The following is a 25,353-nucleotide window of genomic DNA, read 5'->3' as shown; positions in this document are numbered from 1 at the left end:
AATGAAATGTTTAGTTATTATGGTGCATTAAGTACGGAAGTATATGATTTTACCAAACCAGTGGGGTATTCAATTGACGGTGATATTGAATATTATCTTGAAAGATTACAAGGGACTAAAGGGAAGATTCTTGAAGCTGCTGTCGGATCAGGCCGATTCTTAATTCCTTTACTTGAAAATGGATTTATTGTTGATGGCATTGACTATTCGACTGAAATGTTAGATTCTTGTCGAAAACGATGCAAAGAAAGAGGCTTAAATCCGAAGCTATATGAAGGTAACTTACGTAGTTTTTCTTTAGAATCAAAATATGAAGCTGTCGTAATACCTACAGGCTCCTTTTGCTTGATTGAAAATTTAATGGATGCTAAAGATGCTCTGAAATGCTTTTATAAGCATCTAATGCCAGGAGGACGTGTAATAGTTGATTTGGAATTACCAAGCAATAGGCGTACAGGAGAAATTACTACTGCAACCTTCCCTCTTTCTAACGAAGAAGGCATTTCATTAGAAAGCAAATCAATTGAAATCAACTGGGTCGACCAATATACCTTATCTTATTTAAAATACGAGAAATGGAGTAAAGGTAAGCTCGTAAACACAGAATTACAGAAGTTTGCAATGAGATGGTACGGAATCGAAGAATTTAAACTTATATTAGAAAGCGTTGGTTTTTCTGATGTTACTTGTTCTGCCGATTATACTTACAAAAAGCAACCATTAAAGGATAGCCAACTAATTACATTTGAAGCTGTACGAAAATAATATAATCGACATTATAAAGAGCAAAACATTTAATTTTAAAAACGGTCCGTCCTCTGATAGAAAAGATAATTAACGAACTATTTTGCATTATATAATCCCGAATATTCGTATTAAAGTGGTGAAAGTGCTATCCGCCCATCGGCTGAACACTTCATAGATTATATAAAACACGAATATTATATTTAAAGTTATCTTTCACAAATGTTTGTAGAATAAACTTTATTTATCATCAAAGGACAATAAAAACAACAATCAATGGAAAAAACGCCATATTTAATTGACATATAGTCCATATATGTGATGATTACAACAATCTAATATAAACAAGGGAAACCCCCAAGTTGTACAAATTAACGTTATTTCTAAATGTTAATTTGTATTTAACTTGGGGTTTTTTCGTGTGATTTTAAGGAAAGAGGGATTTATTATGAATAACACGATTACTAAAAAAAGCACGTTGGAAGAAGCATATCTAGGTCAAGAACTGGATAGTGTATGGTCACAAAATTCGAAGAACGTATATCGAAGAAATATTAAAAAGATTTCGGAACATACTGCAAAAAATGGTTAAAAGATCATTATGGAAACTACCAACCAAGTACACTTAACCAACAAAAAAGTACAATGACTTCTCTATTTAGACATTTAAATAATGAGGGAGTTATAAATAATAATCCGTTTTTGAACGTAACCATTGAAGATTATTCAGGTGATACGCATTTATCAAAAGACTTAGATATTATGGAGCTGTACCAAGTATACAAAGCTGCGCATGAATTACAAGCAGTTGGAGTTAATATTCTCGCGCCAATGCTGTTAGATATTTATACTGGATTACGTTCCACGAATTTAATTAAATTAAAGGTTAAGTCACTTGAAAGGGAAGAATGTTCTATTAATATTATTCTTGATAAAGAAGATAAAGAAGATAGAGAGGATAGAGAAACACCAATTATTAATTCAAAAAATAGGGAAGGCGTACTTCCAATACCACAAAAAGCAATGGCCGTACTTTGTGAATATTCTAAAGGAAAGTCACCTTTAAGATCCTTTACTTTATGGGTTAAAAGGAAAGGCCTTTTCCAACAAACAGATGAATTACATTGTGAAAAAAATTTGTGAACATCTAGGATGGATTGTAGAAATGCCGGTCTCCGATGGAAGTGACATGAAAAAGAAAATTAAGACCAATAAGTATTTCACACCACATGGATTACGTTATTCAATAGCGGGCATATTTCACGATATTGGAGTCGAACTATTCGCATGCTACTTTTACATTCTAAAAAACAGTCTTTAGGTCCTTTAAGTCGCTATATTTTTAGATTTTCTAGAGAATATAAACAGCTACGTGCAGCCCAGATTTTATTGGAAACAGTTATAGAGACTGCATTAGAAATGGAAGATAGATTTGGTGTACCAATGGATTTGGAATCTATCTATGAACAACTACCTAATGCATATGAAAACCTATTAAAAAATTCATCCTATATTATTGTATTTAAAGATCAGCTAATTCGTTTTACTTTTTCGAAAATGGAACACGCAATGGTATCGAATCCAAGTACTTACTCTACTAATTATTTTACTAGTTCAATCGAAGGTAATATTGAAATATCACCATTTCAGTTCGCTGGAGTAAAACCCTAATACTAATCATCAACAAGTCGGATATCAACAAGAAGGATTTACAACGCCATCAACAAATATTAATTATCCATATCAACAGCATTCTATAACTAATCAGATAACTACCCAATAATTATGGGTAGTTTCTTCCCTAGGAGGAAATCAAAAAATTCAAAAGAATCAATTGCTTTCTTTTTCTGTTCAAATTCAACGTGTGTATAGACTTGAGTTGATGTAATACTTTCATGGCCGAGTAGTTATTGAAGTATTCGTAAATCAACATTTTCTTTGTTTTGCTGTAACATCAATGTTGCAAAAGTATGCCGTAAGTGAAGTAGCGAGAAGCGGGTAGGTGGGAGTCCAGCCTTTTTCAATACATCTTTAAAGATGACATGTAAACCCCGCGGATCTAATGCTTTACGATTTTTATTTAAAAAAACAGGTTCTTGATATGATCTTAAAGAAGCTTTATAAGATGCCAGAAGCGGCATTAAGTGTGGATGAAGGGGCAATATCCGTTCTTTTTTCCCTTTTCCCTCTATTCGAATTGTTTCATTTACAAAATCGGCTTGTTCCCAGGTTAATGAAACGAGTTCAGATCGCCTCAGACCTGTTGTTGCTAACAATTTAAACATTATCTCATCTCGCATAGAAAAACGTGATTCGGCGCGTTCTAAATAGTCAAATAGCTGCTTTAGATCCGTTATGTCATATAGCCAGGAAGTTTATTATCGGTTTTTGGCGATTCAATCCCGTACGTAAAATCATTCACAAAATATTGTTCCTTTAAACAATATTTTGTGAATTGCAAGTACTCTAGTAGCTTATTTTATTTTTAGAATTGCAATGGACTTAGTTAAACCTTCTGTTGATGTTTTAATGGAAAAAAGTGTGGATCAGGAACTTCTAGACGAGTATGAAGCTACTATTCATGAATTTAATCAAGTGCAACGAATAGACAAAATTCGCGCAAGAGAACACGGTCACTATAAGATTCTAGACCTTCGTCTATCACTTAATCATGATTTAACAATAATACCCAGATGTAGGGGACGTCCTTATTCACGTAAATCCTTACTATCTAGAAGCTAATCAAAAGTAACCTATAAAAACCTCACTTTAAATGTGAATTGCGCCCCAATTGTTAGACACATCTAACAATTGGAGGTGCAGTTTTTGTATGGTCAAAAAATATACTGCCAAAGATAAATTACAAGCTGTTGAGCGACTTAAATGGAAAGGAAAGTTCCTATGATATAGCTAAATCTATGGAGACTGATAATAAAGCAATCCTTAAATGGGTTAAGCAATATGAATACAATGGTCACAACTTTCTAGTTATCGGAAGTTTCCTATAATTTATCGTTCAAAAGGGGATTATTCGTTTTAAAAATGCTAATTATCGTTTAATGTAGATTTGTCCAATATTCATAAAAAATATTCATAAGAGTGACAAATTTAGCTGGTTGTTACAGAATCAAGATACATGTTGGTTGAAGAATAAATACATATATTCTTGATATTAGAACGAGGAAATCTGAAGAGTCGAACGTGCAAATTTGTATGTTCGACTCTTCTTAATTAAGTTACATAATATATAGAACAATTGATAAATCTGTTTTAAAATATTGGTGAAGCATTTAGATTTAAGCGGGGTCCCTTTAGAAAAATGTGGATTTACAACGTTAAGGCAAATATGAATAAACAAGAGCAAGCACAACCTTATTAGGTGATGTGTTTGCTCTTGTTTCAAATAGCGATAGATTGTGGCTTTGTAGCCAGACCTAGATTAAAATAGAATAATAAAAATATTTTAATTTTATGCAACTAATTACTATTCAGAATGCCCTAACGATATGTAAGGAAAGAAGAGGTATTATAGATGGAATCTGAATTTCTAGTATAAAAAGCTCATTTTGATGAAAATTTAGATTCGGCGTTAGATGTAATTGAAAAACTGTTACATTTTTTTCCATGAATAAACTTCGTTACATCTGAATTAAGCCAAATCCGTAAAATAAATAATTCATCCCAATCAATTATTCCTATCCCATTAGAGATATTTAATGAATTATATCCTTTGTTCATTTTTATACATTAAATTGATAACACACTGAAGTATGAACTCTCTCTCAGCAAGAGCTTCGTTGGCTATTAGAAGGACTATCGATTCAGAAGCCAAAGGCAATTGTGAAATCTGCAAAAGGTGTCTTTAAACCGGTCTATTATTAATGGTACCATTATCTATATATGAAACTGAACGGAAATGTGGTAATCGATTTGACGAATGTTAATCCGAAGTAAGAAGAGGTGGAGCCAGATTTATGCGGATACAACGATAAGGACAAACATATCCAAACCACGCTTTTTGGTGCATTTTTACTTCAACTTACTTGGCAGAATAATGAAAAATTAGTTAATATTAAAAATAAACATTTTTGTAAAGAAAAGGGGAGAAATTTATGTTTTCTAATGAAGAAAGAGAGTCTATTTATAAAGTTATTTATAATAGGAGAGATATTCGAAGTTTTTTGTCAACTCCTATCCCTGAAAACATTATACATAGAATATTAAATGCAGCTCATCATGCACCTTCAGTAGGATTTATGCAACCTTGGAACTTTATTTTGATTTCCACTGATGAAATTAAAGAAAAATTGGCTTGGGCAGCTGAAAAAGAAAGCCGAGCATTAGCTATTCATTATGATGGGGAAAAACAAATGAAATTCCTTGATTTAAAAATTGAGGGTTTAAAAGAAGCTCCTATAACTATTTGTGTTACATGTGACCCTACAAGAGGAGGTTCCCATGTATTAGGACGAAATTCAATTCCTGAAACAGATATATTATCAACAGCCTGTGCTATTCAAAATATGTGGTTAGCAGCTTGTGCTGAAGGACTTGCGATGGGGTGGGTAAGTTTTTATAAAAAGAATGATATTAGAGACATTTTAGAAATACCACCACACATCGATCCCATTGCTCTTATATCAATCGGTTATACTGAAAATTACCCAGAAAAGCCCATTTTAGAGTTAGCTAATTGGGAAAAAAGACGTTCTTTAGAACATCTTATTTTCGAAAATAAATGGGGACAAAACTAAAGACTTATTAATCTATAAAGGTGCGTTAATTGAATAATATTGAATTGTATAAGCAACTCTTTCATCGGTCTTTGGCGATTCAATCCCGTGCGTAAAATCATTAGCAAGGTATTGTTCCTTTAAACAATATTTTGTGTATGATTTTAAGGAAGAAATTTTTCGGTTCACCGAACGAGGTTTTTGTTTTAATGATCCTAATAAATATTGGATAAAGCGGCGTACTTGGGTCTTGGTGATCTCATTTAAACAGGTTGAACAGCTATGATCCGATAAAAAGGTCAAGAAGAGTTGTAAATCGTATTCATAACTAGTGACTGTATTAACTGAGTAATTTTTTTCAATCTCGATATACAAAATAAATTCATCAATGGCAGCATGTAGTTGCAAGTATAAAACCTCCAGATATCGTATTAAACAATAATTATTATCTGTACAAAATCATCCCATTATCGTAAAAAAGGAGAGTTATCGTTCAAATGAAAATTATTAGGAACTTCACAATTGTAAGTGGAAAAGTACAGATATTATGGGTAGTTGATGAATCAAGGCCCTCCTCCACGCCAAATAATTTTAGTTTACATAATATAAATACCTTGGTCACAACTTTCTAATTATCGGATGCTTCCCATAATTTATCGTTCAAAAGGGGATTATTCGTTTAAATAATGCTAATTATCGTTTAATGTAGATTTGTCCAATATTCATAAAAACTATTCATAAGAGTGAACAAATAAGCTGATTGATACTATATCTTAACAAAGGATAAAAAGTTGATATGGAGTATTTCTCCTTATCAGCTTTTTTATTAACATGAAAAGATTTTGTGGATATTTTAATCAAATTAGTTGGTAGCAACATCAAATAAATATGGAAATTGAAAAAACAAATTAGCTGAAAAATGCTGACTGCAAACTTCGCATTTGGCTGGGGTTCAAAGAAGAATAGGAAGATTACCATTCAGACTTTAGAGAAGATTACTGAAGGCTTGGAAGAAGTAAAAAGTCATATCTTTAAATTTGACACTCTAAATTTCGATAATAAGTATTTTGAAAAAAAGAGCTGGTTATGATCTTGAAAAAATCTAATAGAAGACTAAAGTAAAACCGAAATACGCTTAGTATTAAATATTGCTATTATGATATTTAATACATACAAATATTGAAGAAGTAAGGAAAAGCTGAATTCTATAGTTGTAGAAAACCATAGAGGTGTCCACCCTAAATTATGTCAAATCAGAAAATGTAGAAAGCTTTTATTGTGCGCTGTGAGAGCGATCGAGATGAGCAACGGTACGTGTTACTGAATCTCGATCGCTCTCACAGCGTTATTATTTTCATTGTAAAAATTCGTTAATTATAAACATTTGTGAGAATCATCAGCTATAAAGTAAGATTGACAATTTTAATTGAGGTCATTCTATTTCACAATCTGGATAGATTGGTTAGCATGAGTAAGAGAATTTATTTATAATTATTATTGAACTTCTTATAGAAAGTTGGTGAATTGAGGAATGCGAGTTTTAATTATTGATGATGAAGTAAAGATTACAAATGTATTGTCATCTTATTTTGAAATAAACGGAGATTATACATATATCGCGCATACTGGAGAATCCGCAATACAAATAATAGACCAAGTACCTCTTGATATGATTATTTTAGATTTAATGTTACCAGATATGGCAGGGGGAGATATTTGCCGATATGTAAAATCAAATTATGTTATTCCCGTGATTATGCTAACGGCAAAAATTTCTATTGATGATAAAATAAAAGGATTTGAAATCGGTGCAGACGATTATGTAGTTAAACCATTCCACCCTAAAGAAATATTAGTTAGAGCAGAAAGGCTATTACCCGATTCACACAAAAAGCAAGTTATTACTTTAGGACAATTAGAAATTTATAAAGATGAAAGAAAAGTATTAATAAATCACCAAAACACTCATTTTACACCACACGAATTTAGCATTTTACTATTATTAGCTGAAAACCCAAAAAAGGTATTCGGTAGAGATGATATTATTCAAAAAATATTTGGATTTGATTCAGATATAAATCCACGTATTGTGGATCAACATATTAAAAATATTCGTAAAAAAATGAAGGAGGATTATATCCAAACTGTATTTGGATTGGGATACAAAATAAATGAGAAGGTTAAACAGGAATGAAGTTTAATACAAAAATCACCTTAATTATTGCCGTCTTTTCATTATGTATGCTCCTATTTATAACAGCGATATTACTTTATAAAAGTCATGAGCATTTAATGATGCTTCATATTACAGACTCCAAGGAAGTCATTCACCATTATGACATGGCATTAAGAGAAACAGCATTGTGGTCATTAGGTTTATTACTTATTGTCATATTGATCTCTAGTTTTTTAATTGCAAGAACAATAAGTAGACCAATTCAAGAATTAAACCACTTTGCGTTAAGACTTGTGCGTGGTGACCGCCACTTAAATATGAGCTATACCATTAATGATCAAATTGGTCAATTAGGTCAGTCGTTGATAAGACTGGATGAAACATTAGGCGCCTATGAATTGCGCCGTAAAGAAATGACTCAAGACCTCGCACATGAAATTCGTAATCCTCTAGCCTCAATAAAAAGCTATTTAAGTGCATTCGAAGATGGAGTTTGGGCAGCTACCCCAGACCGTTTACAAGCATGTGTTGAAGAAATTGATCGGCTTATAATCCTTGTTGGCGAATTAGATACATTAAATGATATTAACAACCCTACATTTAAGGTAATTATGAAAGAACAACCGATTGCTAATCTAATCGAGAAATCTGTTATTGGGTTGGCAAGTGAATTACTTGAAAAAGAAATACAGGTAGACTTGGATTTAGACAAAGAAATCCATGCCAAGGTAGACGCCCTAAGATTGAATCAAATTCTACACAATATTATCAAAAATGCTATGTACCATGTTCAAAAAGAAGGTTCTATATTCATTAAATTATTAAAAAATAATAGCCACTTTATTATTATTGTACATGATAATGGAATCGGTATGGATGAAGAGACGAGTCAAAAAGTCTTTGAACGAAATTATCGGGAAAAAAATCAATATACTGGCAATGGGATCGGTATGACAATTACTAAAAAGCTAGTGGAGGCGCATGGAGGTAAAATTTCCGTCAAAAGCGAAAAAAATATAGGTACAACATTTCGTATACAAATACCCCTTTCTACATAAATTCTACACAACTATTCTGTATGCTGTGGGTGAAAGGAATGGTTGATATTATGAAGAAAATCGCACTAGCAAGTATTATTATGGGTCTAGGTATAATTGGAGCTTGTAGCCAAGAAAAGAGCAACGATATGAAAGGCATGGATCATTCCACTATGAATCATGAAATGGATCATGACAAGATGAAGGGACATGAGAGTCATAGCAATGTGGTAAGATTAAACGATTCAACAGGGGGAAATGAATTGAAAATTCCTGCTGTACTCGAACGTGATAACGAGAAGGGTATCGTATATACTGTTAAAGCACAAAAAGGGAATACGGAAATTTTCGATGGTATCGAAACAAAAACGAATGGATATAATGGATCGTTTTTAGGCCCAATGCTTCGTTTTGAAAAAGGAGACAAAGTTAAAATTAGAACGATAAATGAACTGGATGAACCAACAACCTTTCACTGGCATGGGTTAGAAGTGTCTTCGGACGTAGACGGAGGACCGTATGACATACTTAAACCTGGAGAAGAGAAAGAGATTGAATTTGAAGTGACACAAGAAGCGTCTACATTATGGTTCCATCCCCATCCTCACGGGAAAACGTCAGAACAGGTATATAACGGGCTTGCAGGCTTGATTTATATCGAAGATAATCATTCAAAAGGTCTTGGATTGCCAAATGATTATGGGGAGAACGATTTTCCATTGGTATTTCAAGATAAATCTTTTGATGACAAGAAACAATTGAATTATAACGCTGTAAAGAATGAAGACGGAACAATCGGAGATACATTACTGATAAATGGAACACTTAATCCCAAATTGACTGTAAACAAAGAGAAAGTGCGTCTTCGCTTATTAAATGGATCTAATGCGAGGAATTACACCTTTAAATTGAATTCAGGGGATTCTTTTCTTCAAATTGCGACTGATGGTGGCTTTTTGAATGAACCAGTGACTTTGAAAGAAATTACACTGACACCTTCCGAGAGAGCAGAAATAGTTGTTAATTTTTCGCAGATTAAAAAAGTCAATAACTTAGCATTAATAAATGAGGATGGAACTGTCCTATTGCCATTTGAAGTTACTGATCAAAATGGGGTGAACAGTAAGGTTCCGGAAAAATTAAATGATTTTTCATTGGCGGATAAAGAACTGACTTTGCCTATCACAAAGAAATTGGAACTCTTTGGGATGATGAACATGGTGACGATAAACGGAAAGAAATTTGATCCAGAACGAATTGATTTTACTCAAAAACAAGAAGTTACCGAGGTATGGGAAATTTATAATAAACCGGATATGATGGGTGGAATGATTCATCCGTTCCATATTCATGGAGCGCAATTTAAAATAATATCTCGAGATGGGAAAGAGCCACCTGAAAATGAACAAGGATGGAAGGACAGTATCGCCATAAAACCAGATGAGACAGTAAGAATAGCTGTACAATTTAAACATAATGGTGTCTATATGATACATTGCCATATATTAGAGCATGAAGATAATGGTATGATGGCGCGAATTAAGGTTGATTAAAGTATGATTGTGGATTGAAATAAAAATTTGATTAAAATCCTGTGTTAATTTTTTAATACAGGATTTTGCTTTTTTAGTTCTTGTCAAGATCGCAGGATAGATTAGGATTGTATTTAAAAGTTAGAGCTTCGAGCAATTAAAGATAATAAGAGAAACCATATGTTAAAGTCACATGTAACTTGTTGTGGCTTTTTAATATGTAAGTATAACATTGAAAGAAGAAATATTTAAAGGATCACCGGAGGATAGTGACCCTAAGTAAGAGTTAAAGGTGTAAGGTTAAATTAGTATTCCCTTACAACAGTTATGAGCATTATAGGCGGTATTAGGTATTAATAACCTGTATGCATGAAAGCAGCCCCGACAATAATCAGAAGAATGAATAGAACAACAATTAGCGCAAATGCTGAACCAGTACCACTACCATAATTTTCGGACATAGTAATTTACCTCCTTTCTAAAATATGAATTGTTGTTAAAAGGAACCGCTGGTTTTTAGCTAGAACAGGGAACATTTTATTTCCAAGTCAAGGGAAAAACGGGCTCATACCTGGAAAAAATGGTCGCTCAACCGGGAAAAACGGGCTCATACCTGGAAAAAATGGTCTCCCAACCGGGAAGAATGGGCTCATACCTGGGGAAAATGGTCTCCCGACCGGGAAGAATGGGCTCATACCTGGGGAAAATGGTCTCCCGACCGGGAAGAATGGGCTCATACCTGGGGAAAATCGGCGTCCTTCATTAAAACGCATTGGAAAACGCATTGGATTTACCATTTTTTTAACTCCCTTCAATTGATATAGTATAGGCTATGTTCAATCAATGAAGTGGCTTAGACTAAGACACAAATTTGGGATCTTTAAAAAGGAAGATTTAAAGTACTGTTATGTAAAATAAAATGTATTCAATTTCGGTGTGATATAAAATATGATGGTGTAAGCAGAGCTGTGGATAGATTATTTATTGCGACCTTAAGGAGCTGCTTCAAACCATTTCAAACAGTCATTTAGAAGATAAAGATCTACATATCTCAAACAAAGTATAATTAATAAAAAAATGTCTGCTTATGGGGTAAAGCAGACATTTTTACGTGGGAATTTTGGACATAACGATGTACTTCTATTTTTTTGATATCTATATATTCATTTATTCAAGTGTTCATTATATTCATTTATTCAAGTGTTCATTCTTAGAATATACGTATTCCAATTCCTATGACGAAAATAGATTTTTGAATGAGTGGAAAATCTATTGCATTTATTATTTAACAAGCATAATATAAGTGTATAGTTATATATAAATTTAATCACCTGTAATTGGTTAGGTGATTTTATTTTAAATCATATATAAGTAAATGATTATATAAAGGGAGCATATAAATGGAAAATACACTAATTGAAAAACAATTAAAAGCAGCAGCTGACTTGAATCGCATTAAATTACTTGCATGTATGAAAAATGGGGAGGTATGTGTATGTGATTTTGTGGATGTTTTAGGCATTTCACAACCAGCAGTTAGTCAACATCTTCGAAAATTAAAGGAGGCAGGTATTATTACAGAGCGAAAAGTAGGAACTTGGAAACATTATCGTTTAGTGGAGGATCAAACGCCTTTGATGAAGGGTATTTTAGATCAGATTCAGCCTGTGACTGGATGTGATTGTAGCACCGACTGTTGCCACGTAGGGGGAAATGTAAATGAAGAATGAATCCTTAACTAAACAGCTCTCTTTTCTAGATCGCTACCTCACCCTTTGGATATTTGTTGCGATGGGTATCGGCGTTTTATTGAGTATAAAAATGCCCAACATTGGTGAAGCATTAGAATCAATGTCGGTTGGTACAACATCGATACCTATTGCCATAGGGCTAATTGTAATGATGTATCCACCGTTGGCAAAAGTAAAATATGAGGAAATGTGGCGTGTGTTTAAGGATTGGAAAGTTCTTTTACTGTCACTTTTCCAAAACTGGTTACTGGGTCCGTTCTTAATGTTCTTTTTAGCCATTATCTTCTTGCGAGATTATCCAGAGTATATGGCGGGTCTGATTATGATTGGTTTAGCTCGATGTATTGCAATGGTAATCGTGTGGAATGATTTAGCTCGTGGGGATCGAGAATATGTTGCTGGTCTAGTTGCATTTAACTCCATTTTTCAGATCTTAACATATTCGATTTTTGCTTACTTTTTCTTAAATGTCTTACCTGGTTGGTTTGGTTTAGAGAATTTTAATGTGTCCATTTCCATGTGGGAAATTACAAAAAGTGTTCTTATTTACTTAGGAATACCATTCGCTGCCGGATTCCTAACGAGATTGATAGGCATTAAAACAAAAGGAAAAGAGTGGTATGAAGAAAAGTTCTTACCAAAGATTTCACCACTTACTTTAATTGCACTTCTATTTACAATTGTGATGATGTTTGCATTAAAGGGCGAAAAATTAGTCGAACTACCACTCGATGTGGTACGAATCGCTATCCCATTATTCATTTACTTTGTTGTGATGTTTGCTGTTTCATTCTTTTCTTCTCGTAAAGCAGGTGCATCTTATCCTGTCACAGCAGCTCTTTCGTTTACAGCTGCTAGTAACAACTTTGAGTTAGCAATTGCTGTAGCTGTAGGTGTTTTTGGCCTTCATAGTGGAGTGGCATTTGCGGCTGTTATCGGTCCTCTTGTCGAAGTACCTGTACTCATTGGACTTGTATGGGTTGCCTTACGCTGGCAGAAAAAATATTTTAAAACCATTAAATTATAAGGAGCACTTACTATGACAAATACACTTTATTTCTTATGTACAGGGAACTCTTGCCGTAGTCAAATGGCTGAGGGGTGGGCAAGAAATTTATTGCCTACAGACTGGGCAGTCAAAAGTGCTCGTATTGAAGCACATGGAGTAAATCCGAATGCTATCAAAGCTATGACAGAGGTAGAAATTGATATTTCGAATCATACGTCGGACCTAATTGATATCGAGACATTAAATAATGCAACACTAGTTGTTACTCTTTGTGGAGATGCAGCAGATAAATGTCCGATGACGCCATCTCATGTACGTCGTGAGCATTGGGGATTTGAAGATCCAGCAAAGGCGTCAGGTACAGAAGAAGAGAAGTGGGAAGTTTTCCAAAACGTACGTGATGCTATTGGAAAACGTATTGAACAATTTGTAGCTGAGGAGTTGAAATAAAATGAAAAAAATTCATATTTATGAGCCAGCAATGTGCTGTTCTACGGGCTTATGTGGACCATCTATAGACCCAGAGCTTTTACGCATGTCATTCGTAATGAATAATTTAAAGAAAACAGATATAGAAGCTGAACGTTTTAATCTTACAAGCGAGCCGAATGCTTTTGTGGAAAATGAAGCAATCAATCAGCTTCTAATGTCAGAAGGTATGGATGCCCTGCCTGCAACGTTTGTAGATGGACAATTACTTTGTAAAGGGAAATACCCTACTAATGAGCAATTTTCACAGTGGTCGGGACTTTCAGAAGAAGAACTATTACAAAAACCAAAAGTACGCTTCTCAATAAAAGGAGATGCGTAAAAATGGAACGCTTTACAAGAAGTCAATTTCCGGACACCCCTTTCCTCTTTTTTACAGGGAAAGGGGGCGTTGGAAAAACATCCGTTGCTTGTAGTTTATCAATAGCTATTGCGGTTGAGGGAAAAAAGGTGCTGTTAATTAGTACGGACCCAGCATCCAACTTACAGGATATATTCGGTCAAACACTTTCTAATACGCCTACAAAAATTAAAGGGATAGACAATTTATTCGCATTAAATCTAGATCCTGAACAGGCGGCTCAACATTACAAAGAGCAGATGGTTGGCCCATACCGAGGGAAACTGCCTGATGTAGTTCTTCAAAACATGGAGGAACAACTTTCAGGTGCATGTACAGTTGAGATTGCAGCATTTAACGAATTTGCAACACTGTTAACGGATCGTTCAGTGATTGAAAATTTCGATACAATCGTGTTTGACACAGCTCCAACAGGGCATACATTACGTCTATTACAACTACCTTCAGCGTGGTCTACGTTCTTAGATGATAACACTACTGGTACATCTTGCTTAGGTCCATTAAAAGGATTAGAACCACAACGTGAAATCTACAAAGAGGCTGTAGAACGTTTAAAAAGCGCCAATCAAACGACATTAATGCTTGTGACACGTCCAGACGGAAACCCTTTAAAAGAGGCTGCACGTGCTTCTCATGAACTGTTTGAAATCGGTATTCAAAATCAGATCTTACTAGTTAATGGCTATATGAAAGAGCTTAATTCTAATGATGAAATAGAGAAGGAATTCATAGCACGCCAAACAGAAGCATTAGGGTTAATTCCTAAAGAGTTAAAACAATTTGAACAATACTATTTACCTTTTGTACCATACTCATTATCAAATATTGAGCGAATGCAAGCATGGATGACAGATACGGTTATCATACATGAAAATGAATCAGAAAAAGGTACGACAATACCAGAAGTAGAGGGAATGATTGCTCATTACTTAGAACAAAAACCGAAGCTTATTTTTACAATGGGCAAAGGTGGGGTTGGTAAAACAACAATTGCTTCGTATATTGCCCTACGATTAGCAGAAGAGGGCATGCATGTGCATTTAACTACGACAGATCCAGCAGCACATCTAAATTGGACATTCGGTGATGACAAAGTTAAAAATGTAACGGTAAATCGTATTGATCCGAAAGTAGAAGTTGCAAATTATGAGGCAGAGGTGCTTGCAAAAGCGAGCGAAACGATGAATGAAGAAGGCTTAGCATTTGTAAAAGAAGACTTGGCTTCACCTTGTACAGAGGAAATTGCAGTATTTCGAGCATTTGCCAATGTTGTAGAAAATCATCAAAATGAAGTAATTATTATTGATACGGCTCCAACAGGTCATACGTTGTTGTTACTAGATGCGACAGAAGCTTATCATCGTGAAATAAGCCGTTCGCAAGGTGAAATCCCTCCAGCTGTTTCAAATCTGTTACCACGTTTACGTGATGCTAGTTATACAAGTGTAGCCATTGTAACACTTCCTGAAGCAACACCTGTTTTTGAAGCAACACGTTTACAAAATGATTTACAGCGAGCTGGTTTGTCTGTTGATTGGTGGGTTGTCAATCAAACATTTTCATCTATTGAAACAACTAGTCCAACTTTAATACAAAAGCAACAAGCTGAAACAAAATGGTTAGAAGAAATCAAATCCATTAGTAATAATCAATTCGTGGCCATACCATGGGTAAAAACACCACCAGTTGGAACAAAAGGCTTACATGAACTTAAAGGAGAGAAAATCAAATGAAAATGAGTCCAGAAGGTAAAAATTATTTAGAGCAGGTATTAGCTGATTCTGAGGTGAAAACACTTCGTTTCTTTGGCATTCCAGGTTGCTGTGGAGTTAATTTAGGTGTGGGCTTAGAAGCACCAACGAATGAAGATGCTGTAGAGACAATCGAAGGTATCGAAGTTGCCATTCATCCAGATATCGCACCTCAATTAACAGAAGTCACAATTCATGCAGAAGAAGAGAATGGTGAACTAGGTTTAGTGTTAGTAGGATATTCACCAAAGTCTTGTTAAGGAGTTGCAGAAATGAAAAGAGAAGATGATATTCGTGCTAATGTACGCGAAAATTACGGGAAAGTAGCCTTGAAATTAAATAGCACACAAGGATGCTGTACTCCAGCTTCTAGCTGCTGCAATCCGAATGATAATCAAAATATTTCCATCGAAGAAATTTCGCAAAAAATGGGCTATACAAAAGAAGAACTCGCTTCTATTCCCGATGGAGCAAATATGGGACTTAGTTGTGGTAATCCACAAGCAATCGCAGATTTGAAGCCTGGAGAAATTGTTGTCGATTTAGGTTCTGGCGGTGGTTTCGATTGCTTCTTAGCTGCACCAAAGGTGGGGAAAGAAGGTCAGGTAATTGGCATTGATATGACACCTGAAATGATTTCTAAGGCACGTCGTAACGCAGAAAAGCCAGGTTTTGAAAATGTAGAGTTTCGATTAGGTGAAATTGAACACATGCCTGTTGCGGATCATACAGCTGATATTATCATTTCAAATTGTGTGATTAATCTTTCGCCAAACAAACAACAAGTATTCAAAGAAGCCTACCGTATTTTAAAAACGGGTGGACGTTTAGCGATTTCAGATGTTGTTTTAAAGGCAGCCTTGCCAGAGAGTTATTTAACAGATATGAATTTATATTCTGGTTGTATTTCTGGTGCTGTTTCGATTGAAGAATATGAAGAATTTTTAAAGGATGCTGGCTTTACAAATATCTCAATCGTATCAAAAGACGAGTCAAAAGAATTTATCCGTGAATGGGAACCTAATTATGATTTAGAAAACTATATTGTCTCAGCTATTATTCAAGCTGTTAAATAAAAGGAAGAGAACAACGATGACTGTTAATCATGCAAGTGTGTTAACAAAAGAATATTTCATTTCTTATTTAACTCTAATTATGAAGAGTAGAGAATATACATTACCCCAAGCTGAATCATATGCCCTTGATTTCTTCTTTAAAGGAGATATTGAGCGCTACGAACCTTCAACATGGTGCCAATTCGAGAAAGCCATAATTGAAATTAAGAAATAATGATTGAATTTACGTCTAGCTTAATGCTAGACGTAAAAAATAAACTATATATAAGAAAATGCTTATATTAAATATTTATAGAGGAGAAGGATTTTTTATGAAAACACTTAACATAATTAAACAAAATGGTTCTTGCTGTACTACTGTTAAAGATATCGAGGTACAAGAAACTTTTAATATTTTAAATAAGAATTTACCTATCGTAATAATTGGTGCTGGTCCAGTCGGTTTAGCTGCAGCTGCTCATTTAGTAGAACAAAATCAGTCCTTTATTTTACTAGAGGCTGGGAATGAAGTAGCTCATAATATTCGCACTTGGGGTCATGTTACATTATTTTCTCCATGGCGATATAACATCAATAAAGCTGCCAAAGCTTTACTTGAGGAATCGAATTGGCAAGAACCTAACTTAGAAACATTACCGACTGGGCATGAGTTAATTGATCTCTATTTAAAGCCTTTAGCAGAGTTAGCACAAATAAAGCCTTTCATTCAATTAAACTCAAAAGTAGTGGGAGTTTCACGTCAATTTAATGATAAGATGAAATCAAAAAATCGCTTAAATCAGTCCTATAAGGTATATATTGAAACGGAAAACGACACACATGTCATTGAGGCTAAAGATGTTATTGATGCAACAGGTACATGGGGGAACCCAAACCCAGCAAACTCTACAGGTGTTTGGCTACAAACTGAAAAAGTATTAGCTGAACACATTGAGTATGGAATTCCAGATATAAAAATGAACACTTCAAGATATGCAAATAAGAAAATTGCTGTTATTGGCGGCGGTCATTCAGCTATCAATACCTTATTATCTTTGGCTGAATTACAAAAAGAGAGTCCTTCAACGAAACTTGTTTGGATTATGCGCAAGAAATCTGCTGAAGAAGTATATGGTGGGGAAGAAAAAGATGCCTTGAAAGCACGTGGTGCTCTAGGTATACGTATTCGTGAATTAGTAGATGCAGGTAAGATTGAAGTGATTACACCATTCTATATTTCAATGGTGAAGAAAGGTGAAAAAATAAATATTGTTGGTTCCTTAAATGGAGAACAAACGGTATTAAAAGGATTCGATGAACTCATTGTAAATGCAGGAAGTAGACCAGATTTTTCAATAAACAGCGAACTACGTCTTTCCATTGATAATGTAACAGAGAGTTTGGAAGCATTAACACCACTAATTGACCCTAACGTGCATAGCTGTGGAACAGTACGAGCACATGGAGAAGAAATATTAAGACAGCCAGAAGAAGGTTTCTATATTGTCGGCGCAAAAAGTTATGGACGCGCACCAACATTTTTAATGGCAACAGGTTATGAACAAGTCCGATCAATAACAGCTTATTTAGCAGGTGATGAGGAAGCTTCGCAACGTGTGGAATTAGATCTACCAGAAACAGGAGTATGCAGTAGTAATCTTTCTAGCCTATCAAATACATGTTGTTAATTGGAATGGGGGATATGTTTGTTTGATCAGCTATTTATAGTGGGAATATATTTGTTAATTATTTTAATACTTTCATATTTTACACTTGAATATCTGAAAAATAAAATTAGTAAGCAACATTTTCTAATATGGTTAATTGGTGTTTTTTTAACTGGACCTATAGCATTTATTATATATGTCATTCGGAATAAGAAAAAAGAAGCATAACTAGTACAAATATAAAATGAGGTAAGTCCGATGTGGAAAATCTATAACGTTTAATTACTTGACTGTTAGCGAAAGCTAGCAGTCCTTTTTGAACATAATAAGGGGGGAAATGAATGGACGCAGTATTCATTGATAATATGGAGCAAAAAGATTTAGCAGAGGTATTAAAGATTTATAAAGAAGGAATCGAAACAGGGATGGCAACCTTCGAAACAAATGGTCACGGCTTCAACCAATTATCTGGCATCATTGAAAGTGATGAGACTTTCTTTCGTGAATCTTTAAAAGGTCGTAGATTTACACATCGCAAACCAAAAAAACGAGGAGAAAAGGATGAAAAACGAGGCATTTCAAATCAAAAAATTGCTGTAGTTGTAGCACAAGATCGAAATAACAATATTATTGCGAGGATGGCGGGGAGAGGTCGTGTAAAAGCAGAAGAAATTGATATGGTTATCGGGGGTTATATAGCCCATTCTTCTTTGTTATGCACGGATACAGCTACCAATTATAAAAAATTTGCAGCAGCAAAAAATCTTAAACACGAAACAATTAATCTTAATCAAAATCAACGAGTAAAAAAGGGGATATTCCACATACAACACGTTAATAACTTCCATCGCCGTTTGAAAGGGTGGATGGAACGTTTTCAAGGTGTTGGTACGTATTATTTGGATAGTTACCTCTACTGGTATCGTTGGCTTGAGATACATAAAAACTTGGCATTTGAAAATCGCGTAGAGCAAATGCTTATTTCAGCTTGTCAAAAATCTAACTATTTTACAGTTGAAACCTCTGAAATCTGCTTAAAAAGCATCTTTATTCAGATGCTTTTTAAGCAGATTTCAGAGGTTTCATCGCTATGATGAATGAATATCTGAAAGAAAATGTGCAGTAGAGTTATTTATCTTTTAGGGGTTTTACAAAGAATGAAATGAAAATAACAGAAAGCCCTATAGCAAAGAATATTATTGCAATAGATTTATTTGAAATAAATGAATTGTATTCTAGGGTACCAGTTAATCTCGATAATCCGATTGAAAGCGAAAAGATGCCTAAAACATATATGATATATCCAATTTTAGAATGTGTTTTCATTTCATAACAACTCCTAATATTTAGGTTAATAACTTTTATAAGGATAACATGATTAGGTAATATTTGAAAATATGGATTGATTCATTTACTGCACAATATGAGTAAAATAATAAATAAGGTAATCCACTACTTATTACGAATTATCCAAGAATTTATGAGAAATCATATTTAAACCATCTGAATGCTTTAGTTAAAAATTCGGTTTGCGAAATATCAAAACTAAAAGATAAAGTACATTCCCTACACATTTTGTAGAATTAATCTGTCTTTATGTTGCCTTTAGAAAACAGCTAAAAAATAATAAGAAAATCAGAATTTGGTAAATAATTCTAAACTACATAAAAATGAAGTTGATATAATTATATTTATGTAATATCTTTATTATAAAGCGCTTCAAAATATTGTTAATTTTACAAAAACAATGTAGTTTTTTTCCGTTCATACTCACTTCTAATACATAGTGGATTTTAAGTATTCGTATTGAGTGTTGAAAGCTTATTTAAGATTATGTTTATCATTTGTATATCAGTTTTAAAAACAGGAGGGTTATTTAATGATAAAGCTAAAAAAAATATTTTTAATTTTGATAGTATCTATTTCAGCGATTGCCTCACAATTTATAGGGGGTGAGCAGGTTTTTGCTGATACCCTGAATGAAGAGACTGTTAATGATAGTATTCTTTATGAAGACATCCAGTATCCCCAGTTAGATCCTAGTACAATTATAAATTTGGATGAAAATCCAAACTATTTTGAGAATCCAATTAATTCTAGGGCTATTAGTTGTGGTTACAAAAGTTATGAGAAAACATCAGCTTCAGGTTCAAAAATTTTACTTTATGGAGACTCACCTACTTTTGGATACTGTCATATAAAGGATAGGCATATGCAAGTTACTGGTATGGATGATTTAACTATAGGTAATGCTAGTCAATTCTGGGGTTCTTATAGCGCGTTAGGAATGATGGATTTAGTAATGCAAGTTGTAGATGGTACAACAGTTTTAAAACCTACAAGTAATCCGAATAGAAAAACTAAACAAACGTATATTAGTCTGGAAAGTAATAATGTTCTTGTAGTACTTCATAAAGGCAGCGATTGGGCAGGCTATGGTAAGTACGATTGGGTTGTAATATCTGCATACCCTGTATTTGTACCAAATCAAGCACGATAAAATACTTGAAATTTTATATATAAACTAATCTATATATCAAGATTTAACTAAGATTGTTGAAATAATGTCACAAGACATCACCTTTGAGCCCTTATTAACTCTAGTAAGAGTTTCCAAGGGCTCTGTGTATTTTCGGCCAGGTTAATATCAAGTATCCTTTGGGTATGCTATCCCATTTTTATACTTTGGCTTGGAAAACCATAATTAATGAGTTTCCTAATATTAGTTCTGGGATTCTTACAGCTGATGGTGACTCATTTATACTTTACATATCAGAATAGATTATTAATTATTTAGAGGTTTGCAATGACGATAGAAATGAGGAATTATATATGAAAAGGACTTTAGTTGACAAGGCAAAGAGTATTTTAGAAGGAATTGAAATTGGATTTTTTGATACTGCAAAATATTGGGATGAGGATAATTATGATGAATATTATAGATACTTTTCACATCCAGATATCGAAGTCAGAAAGTATTCGCTTCTAATTTTTGCAGCTGGTCTGGGTAATTGGGTAATAGGGTCAAGTATTATCTTTCGCCCAATTAAAGATCAAAAAAAAGAAAAGAGCTACAATTCATCTAAAGACAGGACTTATAATTTTGAAGATTATGTTAGAGCGTTTATCGATAATAGAGATGCAATTAAACAAGAGTTCCCAATTTTATACAATGCAATAATAAGTTATTTAATTCAGTTAGATAATACAGAACAATTAAATTTTGTTGAAATGCAATTGTACTTGGTTCTTAGACAGATGCTAACTGACTCAGGCCTTAAAGAACATAAATATAACTTTAATGACCTATTAAGAGAAGTTGGGCTTCCTACTTTTTTTAAAGATTAAATGAGATGGCATATCAATATTAAGTGGAGTTAGAACTTGATGCAAAGACATTCGAAACAAACATTCTTTCTAGGGTTTGCAAAAAATAAAAGCCAGAGTTTACTTTACAAGTGCCTAATTTGTAGATTAACTCTGGTTTTCTGTTGTGTTGAATCCTTTTCCTTATAGAAGCAACAATCTTTGAGAAAACAGCCTTATTAAAAGTGTCCGGAAGTTCTTGTCCATGTACATATAGAGAATGGCACCTGTATATAAGACATAATTAACAAAATATCTATGCTGTCGGGTCCTTTTACAACAAGAAAAGACCCGAAGTTCTTATCCCAAAAGACCTGAAGTTCTTGTAAATGTACAACAGATATTATGGGTAGTTGACGTATCTAAGCCCTCCTCCACGCCAAATAATTTTAGTTTACATAATATAAATTATAGGAAGTTGCGTATCAATGAAAAGTATACTAATAACATTGAGACGAAACGGCTATGTACATGGACATCAAAGTCTAAACTTTACTTCATTATCAAAAAAGTTTAGACTTTGATGTCTTCTTTTTTATTCCTCATAGGATTCACTCAAATGTTTCTACTATAAAAAAATAAAAAGAATCCATAAAAAACATGATTGATTAAAATGGATTCTTTTATTTTTTTATTTTATATCGAAATTTTCTTGGACGTTTCTCACTTAATTACAATAATAATTAGATGTTTTTTCATACTTATTTTACCATTTTATTTCAGATTAGTTTTGGATAACAAACATTTATATGTAGAAATACTGTTTTTATTACTAAATTCCCACTTCCTAAATTCTTTTCATCCTGAAATTTAAAACTATTTTCCATGATTTTTTAACTTAACTATTGTATTGTATCTTTAAAATAATAATTTGATAGTCACTGTAAATTCCAAGCTTGCGAATTAAAACAGTAAAAGAGTTTGTTGTTGCACTTCATCAGTTTTATTACAACTATCTTCTGCATGATATGGATTAACACAGAAAATACAATCCTCTATGTTCGATGATTCATCCATGATTAAATTTCCGTTATCGACTTGTTTCTTTAAAGACAATAAAACATCCATATAAATATAAGGTCTCTTCATTACACCTATAGAAAATCTTTTATCAAAACCAAAATCATCAGCCATAATATGACTAATTGCCACCGCGCTATGCTGACCATTCAATTCAAGCGAATATGCTATATCATTAAATGTCGCACCATAGCTGAGTTGTGCTTTTACTGTGTCAATTAGTTTGGCATCCTTCTCCCTTTTTTCTTGCAACAATCTTTCAATGCGCTCATTTTCCTGTTGTTGTCTTTTATACTCAGCTTCGCGTTGAGCCTTTCTCTCAGCTTCCAACATATCATCAATCTTTAAGTAATTCTTCAATTTGTCTTCTTGTTTCCTGACGCTTTTCAAGTTCAACTTCACGCTGAATTTTTCGTTGCTCTTCCTCTAATGCTTCTATTTGTTTTTCAAAATGTTTATTTAACCTATTTATTTGTCGATCTAAAAACGGAACATTCATTTCGATATGTTTTATAATGCTTTCAGAAACTACTGTTTTATCAGGGAGTCTTTCATAGTATTCATAGTAGTACTCGTTATTCTCAGTTTTCCATAAGAGTTCATCTAATTCATAATCAATTTTATATAATTCATTAATAACTGCATCTATTTCATTCACTTCAATATTTAAAAATGCACTCAAGTGATCCTTTCCATATTGAATCTTATTATGAGTTATCTGATGTTCAATTGTAAACATGTATCGTAACCGCCGACCACAAGCACATCGTCCTCCTAGATTACCTTTTAAACTCAGAAATTATCTATGTTAATCCTATATCAATTATACTTTTAGGCTAATTTATCAAATTAATCTTGTCTAATTTAGAGACTATCAAATTTGTCTAACTTAATTAATTATAATTATTGTAGATTTGATTTCTTTTCAATAAAAAGTGTCTGACTTCTATTATAATATTTTCATCGGTATATTATTTAAAAATGTAAATCTTTTCGAATAATATTTAAAAACTAATTTTAGTTATACCTCCTACTGTTTAATCTAGTGCTCCTAAAAATTACATCTAAAGGAACATATGTATCGTAGTTTACTCGAACCTCATTTAAATACCCTATTACAAATAGTAATTTTAATATGAGCAAAATGCTTCCTGTAAAAAAAATATATTTGCTATTGAATTTCTGTTCAATTTTTTATCCCCAAACCAATAATTACGTTTTATTAGGAATTAGTAAACAATATCATCTTTTACCTTCATTTTAATATATTCATTCTATTTATTAAACAAATTATGGAAATGTCTCACGGAAAAATAACCTTATGGATAGGCTATTTTTATTTTTTTAAAATAAAGAACTGAGAGCCGTTCAAAGGCTTTTTTTTGTGAAGAATTATGTTAGTAAACGTGCAAAAATGGGTATTTAAAAGATTGAGTGGTTTGACAAAAGTAACAACCTGTTGTTAAAATCAAGTTGTTACTTTTGGTAGTAGAGTGAAAAATTTTTAATAAAGGGTTTCTTAGGAAGTCGCTAAAACTCTAAGTTTTCAAACTAGGGGGATGAAAAAAGATGAAATTGAAATCTGTAGGACTCACTTTAGGGTTAGCTATTTCGTTACTTTTAACAGGCTGTGGAGATGGAGATAGTAAAAAAGACAATGGCAATTCAATAGGAACTACGCCAAGCATAGGGAAGCAAGTGGACTATAAGATTATAGGAATAGAACCAGGAGCTGGGTTGACTGGTCTGGCGGAAAATACTATAGAGAAATATGAAAACTTAAAAGGCTGGGAGCTTGAACAAAGTTCTACACCTGGGATGTTAGGTTCATTAGAGCAGGCTATTCGAAATGAAGATCCAATTATTATTACCGGATGGACACCACATTGGATGTTTTCATCTTATGATTTGAAATTTTTAGAAGATCCTCAAGGGACATTAGGTGGATCGGAAAATATCAATACACTTGCGCGTAAGGGCTTGGAAAAAGACTTACCGGATGCGTATACAATTTTGGATAGATTTTATTGGGAACCAGAAGATATGGAAGCTGTAATGTTTGAAGCACAAACGAGTTCATTTGAAGATGCAGCAGACAAATGGATAGAAGAAAACCAAGACAAAGTAAATGAGTGGACAAAAGATACGAAAAAAGTAAGCGGAAAAGAAATTGAATTAGCTTCAACACCTTGGGATTCAGAAAGAGCTTCGAGTAGTGTATTACAGGCTGTATTTGAAGAACTCGGATACACTGTCACAATCACACCTGTAGATCCTGCAATTATGTTTCAAGCTATCGCTACAGGCGTAGCTGATGCAACAGTAGCTGCTTGGTTACCAACAACACATAGCTCTTTTTATGAAAAATATAAGGATGACTTAATTGATTTAGGTGAGAACTTAAAAGGTACAAAAAATGGATTTGTAGTTCCTGCATATATGGACATTGACTCAATTGAGGATTTACAGCCTAAGAAGTAATAAAAAGTTAACTACTGAATAATTTTGACCTTCAAACAGCCTTTCACATATTTAGCCCTAAAAATGCCTCGATGTTTATCTCATCGAGGCATTTTCACTTTTAAAGATACTTTAACATATGTTTATTTTTAATAAAATCTTTTGTTACATCTATTATATTGACAGATATCTATTTCACATA

Annotated in this window: 27 protein-coding genes and 1 pseudogene; 21 read left to right on the top strand and 7 right to left on the bottom strand. The window is 33.4% G+C overall.

All coding sequences use genetic code 11. The features are described 5' to 3' along the window. Positions 1-6: 6 nt before the first annotated feature. The 3 genes from ACIQZA_RS04695 to ACIQZA_RS04685 all read left to right on the top strand — a co-directional run bounded on the left by ACIQZA_RS04695 (position 7) and on the right by ACIQZA_RS04685 (position 2,415). Positions 7-765, top strand: a complete 759-nt coding sequence (locus ACIQZA_RS04695; protein WP_402880548.1) for a class I SAM-dependent methyltransferase — start codon at positions 7-9, stop codon at positions 763-765. Positions 766-1,389: 624 nt separating this feature from the next. Continuing rightward, entirely contained in the window at positions 1,390-1,887 is a 498-nt protein-coding gene (locus ACIQZA_RS04690; protein WP_400938297.1) for a hypothetical protein, read from the top strand. Between the two features lie 144 nt (positions 1,888-2,031). Continuing rightward, positions 2,032-2,415 (top strand): hypothetical protein, encoded by a 384-nt coding sequence (locus ACIQZA_RS04685; RefSeq protein ID WP_400938300.1) that lies wholly within the window; start codon positions 2,032-2,034, stop codon positions 2,413-2,415. A 236-nt stretch (positions 2,416-2,651) separates the two neighbouring features. Here the strand turns inward: ACIQZA_RS04685 and ACIQZA_RS04680 are convergent, their stop codons facing one another. Next, positions 2,652-3,044, bottom strand: a complete 393-nt coding sequence (locus tag ACIQZA_RS04680) for a tyrosine-type recombinase/integrase (protein WP_402880552.1) — start codon at positions 3,042-3,044, stop codon at positions 2,652-2,654. Between the two features lie 196 nt (positions 3,045-3,240). Between ACIQZA_RS04680 and ACIQZA_RS04675 the strand changes: the two genes are divergently transcribed. Together ACIQZA_RS04675 and bluB are read left to right on the top strand one after the other, a co-directional pair. Further along, on the top strand, positions 3,241-3,486 hold the full coding sequence (locus ACIQZA_RS04675) for a cation transporter dimerization domain-containing protein (protein ID WP_403009854.1): 246 nt from the start codon (positions 3,241-3,243) through the stop codon (positions 3,484-3,486). A 1,370-nt stretch (positions 3,487-4,856) separates the two neighbouring features. After that, complete coding sequence (gene bluB, locus ACIQZA_RS04670) at positions 4,857-5,498, top strand: 5,6-dimethylbenzimidazole synthase (protein WP_400938306.1); 642 nt, start codon at positions 4,857-4,859, stop codon at positions 5,496-5,498. 12 nt (positions 5,499-5,510) lie between these two features. Here the strand turns inward: bluB and ACIQZA_RS04665 are convergent, their stop codons facing one another. Then, complete coding sequence (locus ACIQZA_RS04665) at positions 5,511-5,885, bottom strand: tyrosine-type recombinase/integrase (protein ID WP_402880555.1); 375 nt, start codon at positions 5,883-5,885, stop codon at positions 5,511-5,513. 1,123 nt (positions 5,886-7,008) lie between these two features. Here ACIQZA_RS04665 and ACIQZA_RS04660 point away from each other — a divergent pair. The 3 genes from ACIQZA_RS04660 (at position 7,009) to ACIQZA_RS04650 (ending at position 10,243) form a co-directional block, all read left to right on the top strand. Further along, positions 7,009-7,671 carry a response regulator transcription factor gene (locus ACIQZA_RS04660; RefSeq protein WP_402880556.1) on the top strand — a complete coding sequence of 221 codons (663 nt, stop codon included), beginning with the start codon at positions 7,009-7,011 and terminating at the stop codon, positions 7,669-7,671. Further along, positions 7,668-8,711: a sensor histidine kinase gene (locus ACIQZA_RS04655; protein ID WP_402880558.1), complete on the top strand. Its 1,044-nt coding sequence runs from the start codon at positions 7,668-7,670 to the stop codon at positions 8,709-8,711. The genes ACIQZA_RS04660 and ACIQZA_RS04655 overlap by 4 nt, the downstream gene beginning before the upstream one ends. 80 nt (positions 8,712-8,791) lie before the next feature. After that, entirely contained in the window at positions 8,792-10,243 is a 1,452-nt protein-coding gene (locus tag ACIQZA_RS04650) for a multicopper oxidase family protein (protein WP_402880735.1), read from the top strand. Between the two features lie 332 nt (positions 10,244-10,575). On the opposite strand, the gene ACIQZA_RS04645 is transcribed toward ACIQZA_RS04650, so the two are convergent. Beyond that, positions 10,576-10,683, bottom strand: coding sequence for a YjcZ family sporulation protein (locus tag ACIQZA_RS04645; protein ID WP_400938318.1), 108 nt, complete (start codon positions 10,681-10,683; stop codon positions 10,576-10,578). An 87-nt stretch (positions 10,684-10,770) separates the two neighbouring features. Next, positions 10,771-11,019 (bottom strand): hypothetical protein, encoded by a 249-nt coding sequence (locus ACIQZA_RS04640; protein ID WP_402880559.1) that lies wholly within the window; start codon positions 11,017-11,019, stop codon positions 10,771-10,773. 603 nt (positions 11,020-11,622) lie between these two features. On the opposite strand from ACIQZA_RS04640, the gene ACIQZA_RS04635 reads away from it, so the two are divergent. From ACIQZA_RS04635 to ACIQZA_RS04590, 10 genes and pseudogenes are all read left to right on the top strand, one after another. Then, positions 11,623-11,952, top strand: a complete 330-nt coding sequence (locus ACIQZA_RS04635) for an ArsR/SmtB family transcription factor (protein WP_402880561.1) — start codon at positions 11,623-11,625, stop codon at positions 11,950-11,952. Further along, positions 11,942-13,000: an ACR3 family arsenite efflux transporter gene (arsB, locus tag ACIQZA_RS04630; protein WP_400938346.1), complete on the top strand. Its 1,059-nt coding sequence runs from the start codon at positions 11,942-11,944 to the stop codon at positions 12,998-13,000. Before ACIQZA_RS04635 ends, arsB begins: the two co-directional genes overlap by 11 nt. Before the next feature lie 12 nt (positions 13,001-13,012). Beyond that, positions 13,013-13,432: an arsenate reductase (thioredoxin) gene (gene arsC / locus ACIQZA_RS04625; RefSeq protein ID WP_402880562.1), complete on the top strand. Its 420-nt coding sequence runs from the start codon at positions 13,013-13,015 to the stop codon at positions 13,430-13,432. Between the two features lies 1 nt (position 13,433). Further along, on the top strand, positions 13,434-13,793 hold the full coding sequence (gene arsD / locus ACIQZA_RS04620; RefSeq protein WP_402880564.1) for an arsenite efflux transporter metallochaperone ArsD: 360 nt from the start codon (positions 13,434-13,436) through the stop codon (positions 13,791-13,793). Between the two features lie 2 nt (positions 13,794-13,795). Continuing rightward, complete coding sequence (gene arsA / locus ACIQZA_RS04615; protein ID WP_402880566.1) at positions 13,796-15,565, top strand: arsenical pump-driving ATPase; 1,770 nt, start codon at positions 13,796-13,798, stop codon at positions 15,563-15,565. Beyond that, positions 15,562-15,843 carry a Fe-S cluster assembly protein HesB gene (locus ACIQZA_RS04610; protein ID WP_376070251.1) on the top strand — a complete coding sequence of 94 codons (282 nt, stop codon included), beginning with the start codon at positions 15,562-15,564 and terminating at the stop codon, positions 15,841-15,843. Before arsA ends, ACIQZA_RS04610 begins: the two co-directional genes overlap by 4 nt. Before the next feature lie 12 nt (positions 15,844-15,855). Beyond that, complete coding sequence (locus ACIQZA_RS04605) at positions 15,856-16,659, top strand: arsenite methyltransferase (protein WP_402880568.1); 804 nt, start codon at positions 15,856-15,858, stop codon at positions 16,657-16,659. Positions 16,660-16,675: 16 nt separating this feature from the next. After that, positions 16,676-16,873 carry a hypothetical protein gene (locus ACIQZA_RS04600; protein ID WP_400938359.1) on the top strand — a complete coding sequence of 66 codons (198 nt, stop codon included), beginning with the start codon at positions 16,676-16,678 and terminating at the stop codon, positions 16,871-16,873. Between the two features lie 97 nt (positions 16,874-16,970). Beyond that, positions 16,971-18,326, top strand: coding sequence for an NAD(P)-binding domain-containing protein (locus tag ACIQZA_RS04595; protein WP_400938361.1), 1,356 nt, complete (start codon positions 16,971-16,973; stop codon positions 18,324-18,326). Between the two features lie 413 nt (positions 18,327-18,739). Next, positions 18,740-19,321, top strand: a pseudogene (locus tag ACIQZA_RS04590) (IS1595 family transposase); the annotation flags it as partial. A 112-nt stretch (positions 19,322-19,433) separates the two neighbouring features. Here the strand turns inward: ACIQZA_RS04590 and ACIQZA_RS04585 are convergent. Then, positions 19,434-19,631: a hypothetical protein gene (locus ACIQZA_RS04585; RefSeq protein ID WP_400938364.1), complete on the bottom strand. Its 198-nt coding sequence runs from the start codon at positions 19,629-19,631 to the stop codon at positions 19,434-19,436. 553 nt (positions 19,632-20,184) lie between these two features. Here ACIQZA_RS04585 and ACIQZA_RS04580 point away from each other — a divergent pair. Beyond that, complete coding sequence (locus ACIQZA_RS04580; RefSeq protein ID WP_402880570.1) at positions 20,185-20,805, top strand: hypothetical protein; 621 nt, start codon at positions 20,185-20,187, stop codon at positions 20,803-20,805. A gap of 332 nt (positions 20,806-21,137) precedes the next feature. Then, entirely contained in the window at positions 21,138-21,653 is a 516-nt protein-coding gene (locus tag ACIQZA_RS04575; RefSeq protein WP_400938369.1) for a hypothetical protein, read from the top strand. A gap of 921 nt (positions 21,654-22,574) precedes the next feature. On the opposite strand, the gene ACIQZA_RS04570 is transcribed toward ACIQZA_RS04575, so the two are convergent. Both ACIQZA_RS04570 and ACIQZA_RS04565 read right to left on the bottom strand, forming a co-directional pair. Continuing rightward, entirely contained in the window at positions 22,575-23,051 is a 477-nt protein-coding gene (locus ACIQZA_RS04570) for a hypothetical protein (RefSeq protein WP_402880572.1), read from the bottom strand. Further along, a complete protein-coding gene (locus ACIQZA_RS04565) occupies positions 23,029-23,430 on the bottom strand; it encodes a hypothetical protein (RefSeq protein WP_402880574.1) in 402 nt (133 codons plus the stop codon). Before ACIQZA_RS04565 ends, ACIQZA_RS04570 begins: the two co-directional genes overlap by 23 nt. 830 nt (positions 23,431-24,260) lie before the next feature. Between ACIQZA_RS04565 and ACIQZA_RS04560 the strand changes: the two genes are divergently transcribed. Then, positions 24,261-25,172: a glycine betaine ABC transporter substrate-binding protein gene (locus tag ACIQZA_RS04560; RefSeq protein ID WP_402880576.1), complete on the top strand. Its 912-nt coding sequence runs from the start codon at positions 24,261-24,263 to the stop codon at positions 25,170-25,172. Positions 25,173-25,353: the final 181 nt, after the last annotated feature.

It is taken from the genome of Lysinibacillus sp. NPDC096382 (assembly GCF_044762845.1).
Classification (GTDB): domain Bacteria; phylum Bacillota; class Bacilli; order Bacillales_A; family Planococcaceae; genus Lysinibacillus.
The sequence above is the reverse complement of the archived record's forward strand: the minus strand, read 5'-3'. Positions and strand labels throughout refer to the sequence as shown.